Source organism: Fastidiosipila sp. (assembly GCA_012511175.1).
In the GTDB taxonomy this organism is placed as follows: Bacteria; Bacillota; Clostridia; order Saccharofermentanales; family DTU023; genus UBA4923.
This window is the reverse complement of the sequence record JAAZGO010000028.1, coordinates 14791-30852: the sequence shown is the minus strand read 5'-3', so window position 1 is coordinate 30852 and position 16062 is coordinate 14791. Positions and strand designations below refer to the sequence as shown.

15 protein-coding genes are annotated in these 16062 nt (G+C 56.4%); 9 read left to right on the top strand and 6 right to left on the bottom strand.

Features of this window, described 5'->3' with window-relative positions; genetic code table 11:
• Nucleotides 1–28: 28 nt before the first annotated feature.
• Nucleotides 29–826, bottom strand: coding sequence for a hypothetical protein (locus GX839_06295; GenBank protein NLB05067.1), 798 nt, complete (start codon nucleotides 824–826; stop codon nucleotides 29–31).
• Between the two features lie 12 nt (nucleotides 827–838).
• The gene (locus tag GX839_06290; protein ID NLB05066.1) at nucleotides 839–1234 is read right to left on the bottom strand and encodes a hypothetical protein; all 396 of its coding nucleotides are present in this window, start codon (nucleotides 1232–1234) and stop codon (nucleotides 839–841) included.
• Between the two features lie 216 nt (nucleotides 1235–1450).
• Between GX839_06290 and cdd the strand changes: the two genes are divergently transcribed.
• From cdd to udp, 8 genes are all read left to right on the top strand, one after another.
• A complete protein-coding gene (gene cdd / locus GX839_06285; GenBank protein NLB05065.1) occupies nucleotides 1451–1882 on the top strand; it encodes a cytidine deaminase in 432 nt (143 codons plus the stop codon).
• A gap of 74 nt (nucleotides 1883–1956) precedes the next feature.
• Nucleotides 1957–2997, top strand: coding sequence for a BMP family ABC transporter substrate-binding protein (locus tag GX839_06280; protein NLB05064.1), 1041 nt, complete (start codon nucleotides 1957–1959; stop codon nucleotides 2995–2997).
• Between the two features lie 135 nt (nucleotides 2998–3132).
• Nucleotides 3133–4695 carry an ABC transporter ATP-binding protein gene (locus tag GX839_06275; protein ID NLB05063.1) on the top strand — a complete coding sequence of 521 codons (1563 nt, stop codon included), beginning with the start codon at nucleotides 3133–3135 and terminating at the stop codon, nucleotides 4693–4695.
• The gene (locus tag GX839_06270) at nucleotides 4692–5804 is read left to right on the top strand and encodes an ABC transporter permease (protein NLB05062.1); all 1113 of its coding nucleotides are present in this window, start codon (nucleotides 4692–4694) and stop codon (nucleotides 5802–5804) included. The genes GX839_06275 and GX839_06270 overlap by 4 nt, the downstream gene beginning before the upstream one ends.
• 3 nt (nucleotides 5805–5807) lie before the next feature.
• A complete protein-coding gene (locus GX839_06265) occupies nucleotides 5808–6746 on the top strand; it encodes an ABC transporter permease (protein NLB05061.1) in 939 nt (312 codons plus the stop codon).
• A 9-nt stretch (nucleotides 6747–6755) separates the two neighbouring features.
• Nucleotides 6756–7718: a MarR family transcriptional regulator gene (locus GX839_06260; GenBank protein NLB05060.1), complete on the top strand. Its 963-nt coding sequence runs from the start codon at nucleotides 6756–6758 to the stop codon at nucleotides 7716–7718.
• Nucleotides 7715–8647, top strand: a complete 933-nt coding sequence (locus tag GX839_06255) for a pseudouridine-5'-phosphate glycosidase (GenBank protein ID NLB05059.1) — start codon at nucleotides 7715–7717, stop codon at nucleotides 8645–8647. Before GX839_06260 ends, GX839_06255 begins: the two co-directional genes overlap by 4 nt.
• A gap of 23 nt (nucleotides 8648–8670) precedes the next feature.
• The gene (gene udp / locus GX839_06250) at nucleotides 8671–9426 is read left to right on the top strand and encodes a uridine phosphorylase (protein NLB05058.1); all 756 of its coding nucleotides are present in this window, start codon (nucleotides 8671–8673) and stop codon (nucleotides 9424–9426) included.
• A 17-nt stretch (nucleotides 9427–9443) separates the two neighbouring features.
• On the opposite strand, the gene GX839_06245 is transcribed toward udp, so the two are convergent.
• From GX839_06245 to GX839_06230, 4 genes are read right to left on the bottom strand one after another with little or no spacing between them, the layout of a single operon-like run.
• On the bottom strand, nucleotides 9444–10700 hold the full coding sequence (locus GX839_06245; protein NLB05057.1) for an imidazolonepropionase: 1257 nt from the start codon (nucleotides 10698–10700) through the stop codon (nucleotides 9444–9446).
• A 33-nt stretch (nucleotides 10701–10733) separates the two neighbouring features.
• Complete coding sequence (locus GX839_06240) at nucleotides 10734–11906, bottom strand: pyridoxal phosphate-dependent aminotransferase (protein NLB05056.1); 1173 nt, start codon at nucleotides 11904–11906, stop codon at nucleotides 10734–10736.
• Nucleotides 11907–11920: 14 nt separating this feature from the next.
• Entirely contained in the window at nucleotides 11921–12829 is a 909-nt protein-coding gene (gene ftcD / locus GX839_06235; GenBank protein NLB05055.1) for a glutamate formimidoyltransferase, read from the bottom strand.
• 4 nt (nucleotides 12830–12833) lie between these two features.
• Nucleotides 12834–14849, bottom strand: coding sequence for a urocanate hydratase (locus tag GX839_06230; GenBank protein ID NLB05054.1), 2016 nt, complete (start codon nucleotides 14847–14849; stop codon nucleotides 12834–12836).
• An 80-nt stretch (nucleotides 14850–14929) separates the two neighbouring features.
• Here GX839_06230 and GX839_06225 point away from each other — a divergent pair, with 80 nt between their 5' ends.
• Nucleotides 14930–15904 (top strand): ROK family protein, encoded by a 975-nt coding sequence (locus GX839_06225; GenBank protein NLB05053.1) that lies wholly within the window; start codon nucleotides 14930–14932, stop codon nucleotides 15902–15904.
• Nucleotides 15905–16062: the final 158 nt, after the last annotated feature.

Below are 16062 nucleotides of genomic sequence, written 5' to 3'. Positions count from 1 at the left end.
GGAGCGGAACTTGGGGCCCTTAGGGGTTTCAGTAGCCGGGCGGACCCCAGATAATGGCCCACCAATGTATAGAGTTTCCCTCCCAGTTGTGATAGTAGCCAATACCGAGGTGGGTGTGACCGCCGTCGATGATGTTTCCGCAAGTGTCCCTCAGACGGGAGAATAACATTTGGGGTGTATCGAGGGCGTATGGCCCCCAGGAACCCTGGAACACGACCTGGCTGAATATGCCCAGATCGGGCCAGGCCGGATAGGCCTTATGTTGGCTGTAATACGCGGCCAGCCTTTGGGCCAGATCGTGCGTCGCGTCTGTCATGACTAAAAGTTCCAACCCTTTTGTTGTTCTTTCCCCGTTGATCAAACGGAACAGTTCCTGGTCGTAGGCCTCATTGTGGAATTTCTCTGATGATGGGATAAGGCCAAAAATTTGGGCCCAATGGCACACTGAGGAACGGCTCGAATCGTGCCAGCAGCCGGCACCCAAATGTGTCCAGTACGGATTCAGGATATTGTCCCGGTGGCCGGGTGAATTCATCCAGGCTTCCATTACTTGTTGGGGCGTCTTCTGCCCTATAGCAATATTTTCACCTGAAACCATGTAAGGGATTTTGATGGCTGTGTCATAAGCGCTGCCGTTAGGCCGTGTGTGGCTGAAGCTTTCTGTGAGTTCCCTGGCCCGGACTTGTGCCGCATCGTTCAACCCCTGGCTTGACTTGACCGGATTCAGGCCTGCGGTTTTGCGCTCCTTGTTGACCAGCTCCAGGATTTTCTTTTCAAAGTCATCTTCGTAGTGGGGATCTGTCGCCGGAGGGGGGCCAACGGCCACCCAGCCCTGCCCTCACTTGAATTCCCATCCGGGTTGCTCCGGTTCGTGGTCCGGAAGCGACTCCCGCTGGCTGGAAGGGCGGGGAGTCTCGGGTACCGCACATCCCGCGGTCGTCACCCTTGTTGTCCGGCTGCCGCTCTCTTTGTGCGTGGTTTGCGGGATTCTTGTTTCTTCCGTTGTTGCCGCGTCGGCTGTCATGTCAGAAGCGGTCGCCGGGACGGTTTGCGCGCACTTTGTTTCCTCAGCCAGAGACGTGGCCGGCGATAGATGCTCGGAAGCGGCGGTCGTTTCCGTGTACGTTTCCCGGGGATCCGCGGTCTTCTCCATGAAGGGTGAGGCATTCTGACAGGCGGCCAGCAAGGTCAGCGAAAGGAAAAGAAGAAACAGCGAAATTAAAATTCTTTTCATGACAGAATCCGCCCAAAGAAGTGATCTGACTGACGCAACTATATGAAATATGCGTGATGATGTCAATCAATGGCTCGGAGATGATGAGGGCGAAGGCCTTCGTTCATGGGGGAATCTGCTCCACTCCTTTTATGCTAAAATAGATAAAAATACTGCCTTTCATCTGTATGGATTAGCGATTAAGGGGAGAACGATCCGGGAATGATCGATGAGAGCATGAAGCGTAAGCTGGTAGGGGCTGCTTTCGAAGCCCGCAAGGGGAGTTATTCCCCCTACTCCAGATTCCAGGTGGGCGCTGCCCTGCTGACATCGGATGGCCGAATGTTTACGGGTGCCAATATAGAGAACGCTTCCTATGGTGCCACCATATGTGCGGAAAGAACTGCAGCCGTCAAGGCTGCTTTTGCAGGTTCAAGGGAGTTTGTCGCGATCGCGGTTGTGGGATCTGAGGAGGGGTCGGACAGCGGGGACATGGCTTATGCGTACCCCTGCGGCATATGCCGCCAGTTTTTGCGTGAATTTTTGCCGCCGTCGGGTGATATGACCGTCCTGGTAGCCAAGGCGCCGGACCAATACCTGGAAACATCCCTGAACGCCCTTTTGCCCCATTCTTTCGGGCCATCGGATCTTGATTACCTGCATGGGTAAGGAACCAACGGCCCCGGGCCGTTTGGAAATAGAAGAATTGACTCATGCGAGTCACCATCAAACAGGAGGAAAATATGAAAAAAAGAATCTTTAGCCTGGCTTTGGTTCTGGTTTTGATCCTGGCGCTGGGCGTCGGATGTGCGCCGAAAGAGCCGGACGGTGGGGGGAAGGCCAAGCGCGTTGCCCTGATTACCGACCTTGGCGGGATCAATGACGAGTCCTTTAACCAATCAGCCTGGAACGGCATGGAGAAGCTGAAGGCGGACGGCTACGAAATCTCCTACGTGGAGTCGGAGAAGGAAGCAGATTACGCTGTCAACTTTACCAACAAAACCGAGGAAGGCAATGACATGATCTGGGGCATCGGCTTCCTCATGGAGGAATCAGTCAAGGAGGCCTCGAAAGAACATAAGGATCAGATGTTTGGCATCGTCGATGTCGGCCTTCCGGATGGGGAATATCCCAACCTGGTCGGTGCCATGTTCAACTCCGAAGAGTCATCTTTCCTGGTCGGTTACATTGCCGGTCATGTGACCGAGACCGACCATGTCGGCTTTGTGCTGGGCATGGAAGGTGATGTCATGTTCCGCTTCCAGTACGGCTACCTGGCAGGTGTCGCCTATGCCGCCCATGAGCTGGGCAAGGATATCCGGGTCGACTACGTGACCATTGACACCTTTGGCGATACCGCCAAGGGCAAGGCGACCGCGACCAAGATGTTCAGCGACGGTGCGGACATTGTTTATCACGCGGCAGGCCAGGCCGGTTCCGGCTGTATTACGGCAGCCAAGGAAATGGGCAAATGGGCCATCGGCGTTGACCTGGACCAGAATGAACTGGCACCCGACAATGTCCTGACCTCAGCCTTGAAGAATGTTGATCAGGCCGTTTACCTGCTGTCGAAACGCTTCCTCGAGGGTGAGGATGTCGGCGGCAAAACTTTCTTCTTCGGCCTTAAGGAAGGCGGGGTTGGCATTGCGCCCAGTTCCGACAAGCATGTTCCCAAGGATATTCTTGACAAGACAGCTGAAGTTGAAAAGAAGATCATCGACGGTGATATTGCCGTGCCCATCACCGCCGCGGAATTTGAAACCTTCAAGAGCAAGCTCGGATAGCAGATAAATGCCTTCCGGCTTAAGGACGGCATGAACGCCCGGACACTCTTTACAGGGTGGCCGGGCGACTATTATGGAGACTGAAGTATGGAGCAGGACACCCGGACCCTTCCCGACGAAAGCCCGGTCGGGAATATGAATGAAGCGTTCCATGCCCCGGGTGGGAACCAGGGGGAGGCCGCCGATTATGCTGTAGAGATGTATGGCATTTCCAAGTCATTTGGAACACTCAGGGCGCTCGATCACGTCGACTTGACCGTACGCAAAGGAACCATTCACGCCCTGCTTGGGGAAAACGGCGCAGGTAAATCGACACTCATGAAGATTCTCTACGGACTTTACACCAAAGACGCGGGAGAAATCCGGATCATGGGTGAGCCATGTGAGATCAAAAATCCAAAACAGGCGATCGCCCACGGAATCGGCATGGTTCACCAGCACTTCATGCTGGTCGAGAACATGACCATCGCTGAAAACATTGTCCTGGGCAGTGAGCCGATCCGATCCTTCGGGCGCCTGGATCGCGAAAAAATGAACCGGACCATACGTGAATTCGGTGAAAAGTACGGTTTGGAAGTCGATCCCCGGGCAGTGATTATGGACGTTTCAGTTGCCACGCAGCAGCGGGTTGAAATCCTGAAGGCTCTCTACCGGGGAGCCGATATTCTGATTCTTGACGAGCCCACGGCAGTGCTTACCCCCCAGGAGATCGACAATTTGATTGTGACCATGCACCGGCTGGTCGAGGTTGGCAAAACCGTCATCATCATCACGCATAAGTTGAAAGAAATCATCGCATCTTCGGAATACTGCACCATTATCCGCCGGGGCAAGGTGGTCGATACCGTGCGGGTCGAGGACGTGACTGAAAAGGATCTGGCTTCCATGATGGTGGGCCGGGAGGTCATGCTGACCACTGAGAAAGATCCCGCGGCACCCGGTGAGGTCATCATGGAGATCAATGACCTGACCGTTAAAGACAATCGCGGGATCGAAAAAGTGAAAGATCTGTCACTTTATGTCCGAAGGGGCGAAATCCTGGCCATCGCGGGTGTGGACGGCAATGGCCAAACAGAACTGATCGAGGCCATCACCGGTCTGAGGAAGTCTGAAAAAGGTGAAATCATTGTCAATGGGCAGCATATCGAAAACGGCCTGCCTGTCGATACGCACCGGTCCGGGATCCGGACCATTCATGAAGACCGCCACAAGCGCGGGCTTGTACTGGATTTTCAGGTTGGAGAAAATCTGATCCTCGAATCTTATAAGCAGAAACGTTTCCAGGGCAGGAACTGTTTGCTTTCATGGAAAAAAATAAACGATTATGCCAATCGGCAAATTGATAAGTTTGACATTCGGCCGGCGGGTTGCGCGCTTCAGCGGGCCAAGGAATTGTCCGGCGGCAATCAGCAGAAGGTCATCGTGGCGCGTACCGTTGAGCAGGAACCTGATCTGCTCCTGGCCTGCCAGCCGACACGCGGCCTTGACGTCGGTGCCATCGAGTACGTCCGCAATGCCCTGGTCGAACAGCGGGATCAGGGGCGGGCAGTTCTGCTTATTTCCTATGAACTCGATGAGGTGTTCGATATCGCTGATCGCATTAACGTGATTTACAACGGTCAGATTGTGGCTGACCTGGATCCTGAAAAAACTGATGAACAGGCCGTCGGTCTCTTGATGGCGGGAGGCAGTCAATGAGAAAGTTTGTCATCCAGGCTCTGAAAAGGCCTTTCACAGCCGTCTTCTGCGCCATTCTTGTCGGCCTTCTGGTCGGAGCGGTTACCCTTTTGCTCGGCGGCTTCGACCCGGGGCGGGGATACAGCCTCCTGATTACGGGGATTACCTCGAGCACCCGCCGCATGGCACAGGTCCTCGTCAATGCCGTCCCCATCGTCATGACGGGCCTTGCCGTTTCTTTTGCAGTCCGAACGGGCATGTTCAATATCGGAGCAGACGGCCAATTTATCATGGGGCAGATCACCGGCGCTATTCTTGGCTATTACGTCCCCATGCCGGCCATCATCCATCCGATCTTCATCATGCTCTGCGCTTTTGTGATCGGCGGGCTCTACGCCGGTTTTGCGGCTTATCTTAAAAACCGCTTCGGTATTCATGAAGTCATTTCATCGATCATGCTGAACTGGATTGCCTACTATTTCATGAATTTCATCGTCAACATGAAAAGTGTCAAAGTTCCCGGAACACAGCACTCCCCCGAAATTTTTGATACAGCGAAAATTACTTTTTTCAGCCGGGAGTTCCGGACAACGGCTGAAGGCGAGGCTCTCATCGCCAAACACCCCTGGATGGAAAGCCTGGTGCGAACGGACGCGGGCTACGCCATTCTGGTCATGATTGCCGTCACCCTTCTTTTATGGATTATTTTGAAATACACCCGCCTTGGTTTTGAATTACGTGCCGTGGGCTACAACTACTATGCTGCCGAATTTGCAGCCATGCCCGTCAAACGGAATGCGCTTCTTTCCATGTTTATCTCGGGCGGCACGGCTGCTTTGGGCGGTGCCATGCTGGTCATGTCAACTTCCTATTTCATCACCATGCTGGGAGCGACGGAAGGCTACGGCTGGGATGGGATTTCGGTTGCCCTGATCGCGGGCAATCACCCGATCGGCTGTATCTTCGCCGCCCTTCTCTATTCGGCGCTGAAGCTGGGCGGGACCGAAATCCAATCCCGGCTGGGCGCACCGACAGAAATCATCAACATCATGATCGGCGCCCTGGTGCTCAGTATTGCTTTTGCCCCGGCCCTGCCCAGGCTGGCGGAACGCCTGGAAAGAAAGGAGTAAGCCATGAGCCTTTTGAATACGGTTCTTCTGACGGTTTCCATCAGCCTGATGTATTCGGCTCCGCTCATTTTCACAGCACTCGGAGGGGTTATTACCCAGCGTGCCGGAGTGGACAATATCGGCCTTGAGGGAATGATGGCTTTCGGTGCCTGCGGCGCTTCCATTCTCTGCCATTTCACGGGCAGCCCCTGGTTCGGACTTTTGGTCGGTGCCGCTTTCGGTGCCACATTGGCGGTTCTTCACGCCTTCGTTGCCGTGACAGCCAAGGGAAATCAGCTTATTTCAGGCATTGCCATCAACTTCATCGGGCTGGGGATTGGCGTCTTCCTGACGCGATTCCTCTTTAATGGCGCAGCCCAGTCAAACTCGACCATCAGCACGCCCTTGCCCAAGGTATTCGGGCTTCTGGGGATTGACAAGTCGAAATCCAGGCTTCTGGAGTCCGCGGAAATTGATCTGACCGTGATTTTTGCCTTTGCCTTTGCGGTACTGATCTGGTTCGTACTCTACAAAACCAGGGTCGGCCTCCGTGTCCGGGCCTGCGGTGAGCATCCCGGCGCGGCGGACACTTTGGGGGTCAATGTGACCCGGATCCGCTATGTGGCGACCATCCTTTCCGGTGTCATGGCGGGTCTGGGCGGGGCCGTGACATCCCTGACCATCAGCTATCGCTTTACACCAACGGTTATCTCAGGCCAGGGCTTCATTGCGCTGGCAGCCGTCATTTTCGGCAACTGGAAACCCATCGGTGCAACGCTGGCCTGCTTGCTCTTCGGCTTTGCCCAGGCGCTCACAGTTGTTATGGCGGGGATCCCCTGGCTGCCGACCCAAATCCTGGCCATGCTGCCCTATGCGCTGACGCTTTTGATCCTGGTCATTTTTGTTGAGCGCTCGACACCGCCCAGGGCCCTGGGTCAACCCTATTTCAAGGGACAAGCATAGAGGCAGGATATGGAGAGGTATCAGGGAGAAGCCCTTCCCTGGCTTATCGCCGGCGGCATCAATCTGGATATCCTGGCCAGGCCATCGGCTGCTTTCCGCTTTCGTGACTCCAACCCCGGCATCATCACTGAGCGGCCTGGCGGTGTTGGTTTCAACATGGCCCGCAATCTGACCGGCATCGGCAGCCGTGTGCTCTTTCTTACCGTCCTGGGTGATGACAGGGCTGGAACTGTCCTGGCCGGCCGGGCGGCGGAGGCCGGTGTAGATCTCTCCGCGGCCATCATCAAAGAAGGGGAGAGAAGTTCCCGTTACCTGGCCGTTCATGATGATGAGGGTGACATGGCCGTCGCTGTCAATGACATGGCCCTCTTTGACTCCCTGACAGCCGATGACGTCACATCCTGGACCAGGCTTGGCAGCCCGGAGCAATGCTGCGGCGCCATCCTTGACCCCAATCTGCCTGCTCCCATACTGGCATCGCTGGCCTCTTCCTTTACGGTTCCTCTCTTCGCCGACGCCGTCTCAACCGCCAAGATGGACAGGCTGACCGGTATTCTTCCCCGCCTCCATGGTCTCAAGGTCAACCGGCTGGAAGCGGGGCATCTGACGGGAGTCAGGGTCGCGTCAATCGCCGACGCTGTCCGGGCCGTCAGACGGATAGCGGGGATGGGTATCAGCCGTGTCTGCCTTTCACTTGGGATTGACGGCGCTCTTTTTTCCCATGGCCCCGACCTGGTCCTTGCACGTCCCGGCAGGATCCTCCATGATGGAAACGCGACGGGTGCGGGAGATGCCATGGCTGCCATCTTTGCCTGGTCGGCCAATCGGACCGGAAGTCTCCAGGAGGTAGCCCGTTACAGTGTTGCGGCAGCTACCCTGTCGGTCGAGTCGGATGAGGCGGTCAACCCGTCGCTTTCATCCGAGCTTCTGTCCGAGAGGGCGGAAGAAGTGATCATTGAGGTAATCAAGTGAAAGAATTAGACGACTATCTTAATCTCTCCGATCAGGTCCAAAGGGCTGTGAGTGAGGGCATGCCGGTCGTTGCCCTGGAGTCCACCATTATTTCCCATGGTATGCCTTACCCGGACAATGTCAAAACGGCACTTGAGGTGGAAAAGATAATCAGGGACTGCGGAGTCCTGCCCGCGACCATTGCGGTCCTTGACGGCAGGCTGAAGATCGGTCTGGCGCCGGAAGAGATTGAACGGCTGGGCAAGGAAGGACTTACGGTTACCAAGACATCCCGCAGGGACTTGCCTTTTGTTCTGGCATCGCGGGTTACGGGCGCGACAACGGTAGCCGGCACCATGATTGCAGCCCATTTGGCAGGCATCCACTTTTTCGCCACGGGCGGCATCGGCGGTGTTCACCGGGGCGGGCAGGACACCCTGGACATCTCCGCAGACCTGGTCGAACTTCAGAAAACACCCCTTGCCGTAGTCTGTTCAGGGGCCAAGTCCATTCTGGATATTGGCCGGACCCTGGAATATCTTGAAACGGGGGGTGTGCCTGTCATCGGCTACGGCACAGACGAGATGCCGGCTTTCTATACACGGGAAAGCGGCTTCCCCCTGGCCATCCGGGCTGACAATCCCGGCGCGGTCGCGGAGGCCTTCCGCGCCCAGCGGGCACTTGGTTTCCCCGGCGGCATGGTCGTGGCCAACCCCATTCCCGAAAAAGCGGCCATGGACAGCATGGTTATCAATGAAGCGATCGAAACGGCCCTGGCCGAGGCTGAGGCGGCCGGCATCACAGGCAAAGAGGTGACACCCTTCCTGCTGGCCCGTGTCGTGGAGCGGACCGGCGGTGACAGCCTGAAGGCCAACATCGCGCTGGTGCTGGACAATGCCCGGGTCGCTGCCGCCATTGCCCTCGCCTACGCTGGTAAAAGTTATTCATAGAATAGCCTGTCGGGAGGAAAACAATGGAAAAACTTTATCACATTCAGCTTGACGATTCCCATGGCGCCCAATACGCTATCCTGCCCGGCGATCCAGGCCGTGTCGAAAAGATCGCCGGCCTTCTGGATCAACCGCGCTTTCTGGGTATCAACCGCGAATACACCAGCTGGCTTGGAAGCCTTGAAGATGAGCCTGTCCTGGTCATGTCAACCGGCATGGGGGGGCCTTCCACAGCCATCGGTGTTGAAGAACTCTACATGACCGGCGTCCGCTATTTTGTCCGGGTGGGAACCTGCGGCGGCATGAGCCTGGAGGTCATGGGCGGAGACCTGGTCATTGCTACGGGTGCCATCCGGATGGAAGGCACCTCGCGTGAATACCTGCCCATTGAATTTCCCGCTGTCGCCGATTTCGAACTGACCGGCTGTCTGGCGGATGCCGCCAAAGCAGGAGGCTATCGCTACCATACCGGTGTGGTCCAATGCAAGGATTCCTTTTACGGCCAACATTCACCGGAGCGTATGCCCGTCAGCTATGAACTGGAAAACAAATGGCAGGCCTGGCTGAAGGGCGGCACTCTGGCCTCCGAGATGGAAAGCGCAGCCCTCTACATTGTCTGCCAGTCACTGGGGGCAAAAGCGGCCTGCATCCTCAATACCATCTGGAATCAGGAGAGGCGTGCCCTGGGGATGGATGACACCGAAAGCCACGATACCATGCGGGGCATCCGGGTCGCGGTCGAGGCCATCCGGCGCCACATACAAATAAACAGGGAATAGACTGTTTTGCGGCCCGTTTATTTGGGTCTGACCAGCCTGCCGTCCTTGACGACAATTTCGACCAGATTCATGGCGAAGTGATAAGACAGGTGCCCGTGGTTGGGGCAGTCCAGAATCAGGATGTCTGCTTGCTTGCCCTCCTCCAGCGACCCCCGGCTTTCTGCCAAGCCGATGGAAGCAGCGGCATTGAGGGTGACCGCCGTCAAAGCTTCCTCCACGGTGAAGTCCATATAGATGGCCGCCAGGGCGATCATAAGCGGAATGGACTGCGAATAACAGCTGCCTGGGTTAAGGTCGGTGCCCAGGGCGACCGCCAGCCCCTGGTCGATCATGAAACGGCCTCTGGCATAGGATTCCTTGAGACTGAAGGCTGTCAGGGGCAGCAGGGTGGCGATCACGCCGGCATCTCGCATGGCAAGCAAATCCCGGTCGGAGGCCTTGAGCAGATGGTCGGCGCTGGTTGCCCCCAGTTTTGCTGCCAGGCCGGCCCCGCCCAGGTGGACGATTTCGTCCGCATGCATTTTCAGTTTGAAACCCATGGCCCTGGCAGCTTCCAGGAGGCGTTCAGAGTCTTCCAGCTCGAAGACTCCTTTTTCCGTGAAGACGTCACAGAAGTCTGCCCGGCCACGGGCCATGGGGAGTCCTTCCTCAATCAGGTAATCAATGTAAGCGGCTGTATTCCCCTTAAAACGGCGCGGCAGGGCGTGCGCTCCCATGTAGGTTTTGACAATATCGACCGGGTGATCGCGGTCCAGCCTTTCCAAGACACGGAGCATCTTGTCCTCGGTTTCCGTGTCTTCCCCATACCCTGTTTTCCCTTCGACCGTTGTAATGCCGAGTTCCAGCATCCGGTCAAGCCGCTGCCAGCCTGATTGATAAAGCTGATCTTCGGAAGCTTCTTTTGTCGCCTTGTTGGTCGACGCAATGCCGCCGCCGGCCTCCATGATTTCCATGTAGGAAGCACCCTGAAGCCGCCTGTTGAATTCCTGGTCCCGGTAGCCCCCGAAGACGAAATGGGTGTGGGGGTCAACAAAGCCGGGAATGACCGTTCGTCCTGAAGCGTCCAGGCGATCAAGTTGATTCCCTGACTGAAGCTTTCGCTCGATCCAATCGTGAGCCTCATGGGTGGTTCCGACAAATACGATGATGTCGTCCCGCCAAATGACCGCCCCGTCCGGGATGAGCAAAAGGTCTTTCATTTCAGATCCTTCCCTGGCTTTTGTCCCGCAGGGAGTTGCCAGTTCGGCGGCGTGTTCCATCATGAAATAGGCCATGTCAGTCTCCTTGAAATTCTTTTCTGAGCCCGGCTAAAGTTCTGCCACCAGGCGGTCATAGACTCTCTCCAGGCGTTCCAGGGCGGCCAGAAGGATCTTGCGGGGACAGGCCAGGTTGATCCGTTCAAAAGCCCGGCCATCCTGACCGAACATGGAACCCTGGTTGAAGTAGAGACCGGCCCCGACCAAAGCCGCCTCCAGTTTTTCGTGGTCAGGGCAGACCGGCCGGAAATCCAGCCAGGCCAGGTAGGTTCCCTCCAGATCGAAAAGATGAACCTTGGGCATCTTTTTGACCGTGAAATCCTTGAGGAGCTGGTAGTTGCCGTAGACATAGTCCAGCATGGCAAAATACCAGTCATCGCAGAGGGTATAGGCGGCCTCAGCAGCGGCGTAGCCGAAAGAGGAGTGGGAATTGATTCCGTCTGTCCGGACCCGGCACTCGTAAAGATCCCGGTCGTCCTCATCTTCCAGGATGATGCTGGCCAGGCCAAGGCCAGCAAGGGAGAAAGTCTTGGAGGCGGAGAAAGCCAGGAGATGGCGGCAGTTATGGGATCGGGCCACTTGGCTGAAGACGGTATGCTTGGTTCCGAAAGTAAAATCACAGTGGATCTCATCTGAGATGACAAAGACACGATGGCGTGCTGCAAGGCGGGCCATATCATCCAGCTCTGCCCGATTCCAAACCCGGCCCACCGGATTGTGGGGAGAGCATAGGATGAAGAGGGAGGCCTCTTTCATCTTGGTTTCCAGGTCGTCCAAGTCAATCTCGTAACGGCCTTTCCGGATCAGGAGGGGGGAGGTCAGGAGGCGGCGGCCGTTCATCTCAATGGCCCGGTAAAAGGGGTGGTAGACAGGGGTCTGGATCAGGACCTTGTCACCGGCTTTGGAAAAAGCTCTGACAGCGGCATAGACGGCCTGGACGACCCCGACCGTTGGCACTACCCAAGCGGGGTCAAGGGGGAAATCATGGCGGATCCGGTACCAGCGGTCCAAGGCCTCAAAATAGTCGGGCCGGGGGCCCGTGTAGCCCCATATACCTGTTTCAGCAAGCTCTTTCAGGCGATTCCTGATGGGCCGGGGGCTGCGAAATTCCATGTCGGCCACCGACAGGGGGATCAGGGATTTTTCAGGGTCCAGCGGGCCAGGGTTATTGTCCCATTTCATGGAGCCTGTATGCCTGCGGTCCAGAATTTCAGAAAAGTCCACGAATTTTCTTCCCCCTAATCGTCCATCAGCCAGTGCTCGATGATCTTGGTGTCGTCGAAGCCATGGAGGCCCAGATAATGCTCCAGTGAGCCCGTCAAGGCGTCCAGGGGGGCCAGGCCGATGATCTCGCTTCCGATGACGGGAACACCGTAGCGGGCCGCTTCCATGCGGACGGTCTCAAAGACGCGGTAGATGGGATTTTTGCGGTAGTCGGTGATATTCATGGTGACTTGAACGATTCCCTTTTCCTTGAGTTCGACTCCGCCCGCCTTGATGAATTGAAAGCCGCCGCCAGACTGGCGGATGGCGCGGGCGATCCGGTTGGCAATTTCAAGCTTGTCCGTTCCCAGGTCAATGTTATAGGCGATGAGCGGGAAGCGTGCCCCGACAGCTGTTACCCCGGCCGTTGGATGAATTTTCCGTTGACCGAAGTCGGGCTCCCATTCAGGGAGCAACAGTTTTTCGGCCATACCCTCAAATTGGCCCCGCCGGATATTGGCCAGGTTGACCCTGTCGGGCGAAGAGGCTGAATCTTCATAGAGAAAAACGGGGATTCCGTAGCGTTCATTGATGGCGCGGCCCAATTCCCTGGACAGTTCCACTGTTTCCCCGACGGTCATATTGCGGATGGGGATCAGCGGGACTACATCGGTCGCGCCCATCCGGAGGTGTTCACCCTGGTGATGGTTAAGGTCAATCAATTCGGTGGCAATTCCGACCGCATCCAGTATGGCTTCCTTTACAGCTTGCGGGTCACCCAGAACGGTTACCACCAGCCGGTTGTAATCGCGATCTCCTTCATAGTTGACCAGCCGGACACCCGGCCGGGCCTTGAGGGGGGCGACAATCCGCTCGATTGATTCTTCATTTCTTCCCTCACTGAAATTGGGGACACATTCAAGGATTTTTCTGCCTTCAGTCATACCCTTATCCTTCCCTGAGTGTTTTTTGGATCAGCTGGTCATCTGCCAGGTAGGGCAGGGTCAGGTAATCTTTGCCTTTCATGATCCGGTTGTATTCTTCTGCAGTTTCAATGGCATTCCGGCTTCGCGCCCAGGCGCGCCGGGCAACGCCGGCCATGACATCCCAGAGCACGGCATTGCGAAGCACCTGGTCGATGCGTTCGGATCCGTCCAGGACGCAGCCGAAACCGCCGTTGATGGCCTTGCCAATCCCGGTCCCTCCTCCGTTATGGAGGGCACAAAGGCTCATGCCGCGCGCTGCGTTGCCTGCGAAGACCGAAGTTGCCATATCGGCGGTCACATTACTGCCGTCATATATGTTGGAGGTCTCCCGGAAGGGCGAATCCGTGCCGCCCGTGTCGTGGTGATCGCGGCCGATCATGACTGGGCCGATTTTCCCCTGCCTCACAAGTTCATTCATCTTGAGGGCGATTTCCATCCGTCCCAGGGCATCACTGTACAAAATCCTGGCTTTGGTGCCGACCACCAGCTTGTTCTTTTCCGCGTCCCGGATCCAGTTGTAGTTATCGCGGTCCTGATAGCGCCTTTCGGGATCGATGCAGGACATGGCAGCCTGATCCGTCAAACGAAGATCTTCATCTTTGCCTGAAAGACACACCCATCGGAAGGGGCCATAGCCATAATCAAAGAGCAGAGGGCCCATAATATCCTCCACGTAGGAAGGCCAGATGAAGCCATCACGGTCATTTTCACCGTTTTTGGAGATCTCGCGGACGCCGGAGTCGAAGACTGCCTTCATGAAGGAGTTGCCGTAATCAAAGAAATAGGTTCCTCTTTCAGTCAGGGTTTTGATAGCCCGGTAATGGGCAGCCAGCGACCGGTTTACGTATTCCCTGAAACGGTCCGGATCCTCCGCCAGCATGGCGGTCCGCTCGTCGTAGGTCAGACCCTGCGGGCAGTAGCCTCCCGTATAGGGTTCATGACAGGAGGTCTGATCCGACAAGAGCTCGATGGGGATCATCCGGTCGATCGCGAACTCGAGAAGGTCAACGATGTTGCCGTGATAGGCGATGGCCAGCGCTTCCTTTTCCGCCATGGCTTCGGCCGCGGTTGAAAAGGCCTTTTCACAGGAATCGGCAATGACATCAACCCAGCCCTGTTCATGCCGGGTCTTGATGCGCGAAGGATCAACTTCGGCGATGATGGCGACGCCCCCGGCGATCTTGCAGGCCTTGCCCTGTGCGCCCGACATGCCGCCCAGGCCGGAACTGACGAAAAGACGGCCGGCCAGGTTTCCCTCATTGGGGATGCCCAGCTCCTGCCTGCCGGCATTGAGCAGGGTGTTGTAGGTGCCATGTACGATGCCCTGCGGTCCGATGTACATCCAGCCGCCGGCAGTCATCTGGCCATAGCTTGATACCCCCATGGAAGAGGCCCGGTTGTAGTCCTCCAGGTTGTCGTACTGGCCGATCATGAGGCCATTGGTCAGGATGACCCGGGGTGCCGAACGCGGGCTGTGGAAGAGGCCGACGGGGTGCCCTGAGAAGAGGACCAGGGTCTGTTCATCGGTCAGAATTTCCAGGTATTGCTTGATCAGCCGGTACTGCATCCAGTTTTGACAGACTGCGCCCGTTTCTCCGTAAGTGATCAGCTCGTAGGGATAAAGGGCCACCTCAAAATCCAGGTTGTTGTCGATCATGACCTGGAAGGCCTTGCCTTCGATGCAATTTCCCTTGTACTGGTCGATCGGTTTGCCAAACAGCCTCCCCTGCGGCCGGTAGCGGTAGCCATAGATCTTCCCGTGCCGGTCGAGTTCCCTCAAGAATTCGGAAGCCATGATTTCGTGGTGTTGCACGGGGATATAGCGCAAAGCGTTTTTCAGAGCAATCGCGCGCTCTTTCTCCGAAAGCCTGGCCTCGCGGCGGGGAGCGCGGCGAATGCCCGCTTCAAAAACAGGATCGGGCGGCAAGGGGCCGTCAAGTGTAATATGATGACAGGATTCAGTTTCGTATCTGTCCATAGTGACCTCCTCTCGTAATCGAGCCGTCGCTTCAAGTATACTATCGAATGAATGACCGGTCAGCCGGGAGGTAGTTTTTCATGAGTTGGTCTATTGGCATTGACTTGGGCGGAACCAACATAGCGGTCGGTCTGGTTGACGACAGTCACAGGATAGCCGATCGTGAGACTGTCAAGACGAAAGTGCCAAGGCCTGCTGAATCCCTGGCGGAAAGCATGGCCCTTTGCATTGACAATCTTCTCGCCCGCAGGAAGCTCAAGCTGTCCGATCTCAGCGCCATCGGACTTGGCCTGCCCGGTCTTGTTGACGGGGAAACGGGTTTGATGATTGAAGCCCCCAATTTGTACCTGGATCACATCGACTTCATTTCCCTCCTTAAGCAGCACTTTCCCCAAACCGTGATCAAAACAGGCAACGACGGGGACTGCGCCGCGTGGGGAGAGTATTTGGCCGGCGAGGCGAGTTCCTTTGAAAGTGCCCTGCTTCTTACGCTGGGCACGGGGCTGGGGGGAGGCTTTGTTTATAAGGGCAAGATATTCCGTGGCGCGACCGGCTTGGGGATCGAGCCCGGACATTCTGCGATTATGGCGGAGAACGGGCCCTTGTGCACTTGCGGCAGAAGAGGATGCCTCGAGATGTTCATTTCAATCCGGGGTCTGAATCGCCTTCTCCAGGAAAGTCTGCTCGAAGCGGGTGAGACACCTTTGCGCCGGCTGATTCGGCAGGACAGGCCCTCGGAGAACGTGAAAATATTTTTCGATATTGTCCGGACGGGCGACCCTGCCGCTTTGCGGGTTCTGAACCGTTATGCTGCCTACCTGGCTGCGGGCATACGGACGCTGACGGTACTCTACCGTCCCCACATCATCCTCCTGGGCGGCGGCATCAGCCGTGCGGGGGATTTGCTTCTGGAGCCGCTTCGCAATCTCCTTGAGCCCGAAAAACCGGACGATTTTATCCTTTCGCTGCCCCCCGTATTGATCAGCCGGCTGGGCAACGATGCAGGCATCATCGGTGCTGCCATGCTCCATAAGGAGGGTTCAGTTCCTCGATGAGGGCGACTTGTATTTGAATGTAAATCGGCTATAATATTTCCACAGAAGATTAACCAGCCGGGTGGCGAATGGATAAGAAAGCGTGGAAATGGTTATGGACTCCGTACTCAAAGCACTTGAATCAGCCTTGGAGGATAAACAGGATACGGTGCTTGCGA

Excerpts from the sequence above, each read along its gene's own strand:
- GX839_06290 (NLB05066.1), bottom strand. The coding sequence starts at position 1,234 with ATGAAAAGAATTTTAATTTCGCTGTTTCTTCTTTTCCTTTCGCTGACC.
- cdd (NLB05065.1), top strand. The coding sequence starts at position 1,451 with ATGAAGCGTAAGCTGGTAGGGGCTGCTTTCGAAGCCCGCAAGGGGAGT.
- GX839_06280 (NLB05064.1), top strand. The coding sequence starts at position 1,957 with ATGAAAAAAAGAATCTTTAGCCTGGCTTTGGTTCTGGTTTTGATCCTG.
- GX839_06275 (NLB05063.1), top strand. The coding sequence starts at position 3,133 with ATGAATGAAGCGTTCCATGCCCCGGGTGGGAACCAGGGGGAGGCCGCC.
- GX839_06270 (NLB05062.1), top strand. The coding sequence starts at position 4,692 with ATGAGAAAGTTTGTCATCCAGGCTCTGAAAAGGCCTTTCACAGCCGTC.
- GX839_06265 (NLB05061.1), top strand. The coding sequence starts at position 5,808 with ATGAGCCTTTTGAATACGGTTCTTCTGACGGTTTCCATCAGCCTGATG.
- GX839_06260 (NLB05060.1), top strand. The coding sequence starts at position 6,756 with ATGGAGAGGTATCAGGGAGAAGCCCTTCCCTGGCTTATCGCCGGCGGC.
- udp (NLB05058.1), top strand. The coding sequence starts at position 8,671 with ATGGAAAAACTTTATCACATTCAGCTTGACGATTCCCATGGCGCCCAA.
- GX839_06245 (NLB05057.1), bottom strand. The coding sequence starts at position 10,700 with ATGGCCTATTTCATGATGGAACACGCCGCCGAACTGGCAACTCCCTGC.
- ftcD (NLB05055.1), bottom strand. The coding sequence starts at position 12,829 with ATGACTGAAGGCAGAAAAATCCTTGAATGTGTCCCCAATTTCAGTGAG.
- GX839_06230 (NLB05054.1), bottom strand. The coding sequence starts at position 14,849 with ATGGACAGATACGAAACTGAATCCTGTCATCATATTACACTTGACGGC.
- GX839_06225 (NLB05053.1), top strand. The coding sequence starts at position 14,930 with ATGAGTTGGTCTATTGGCATTGACTTGGGCGGAACCAACATAGCGGTC.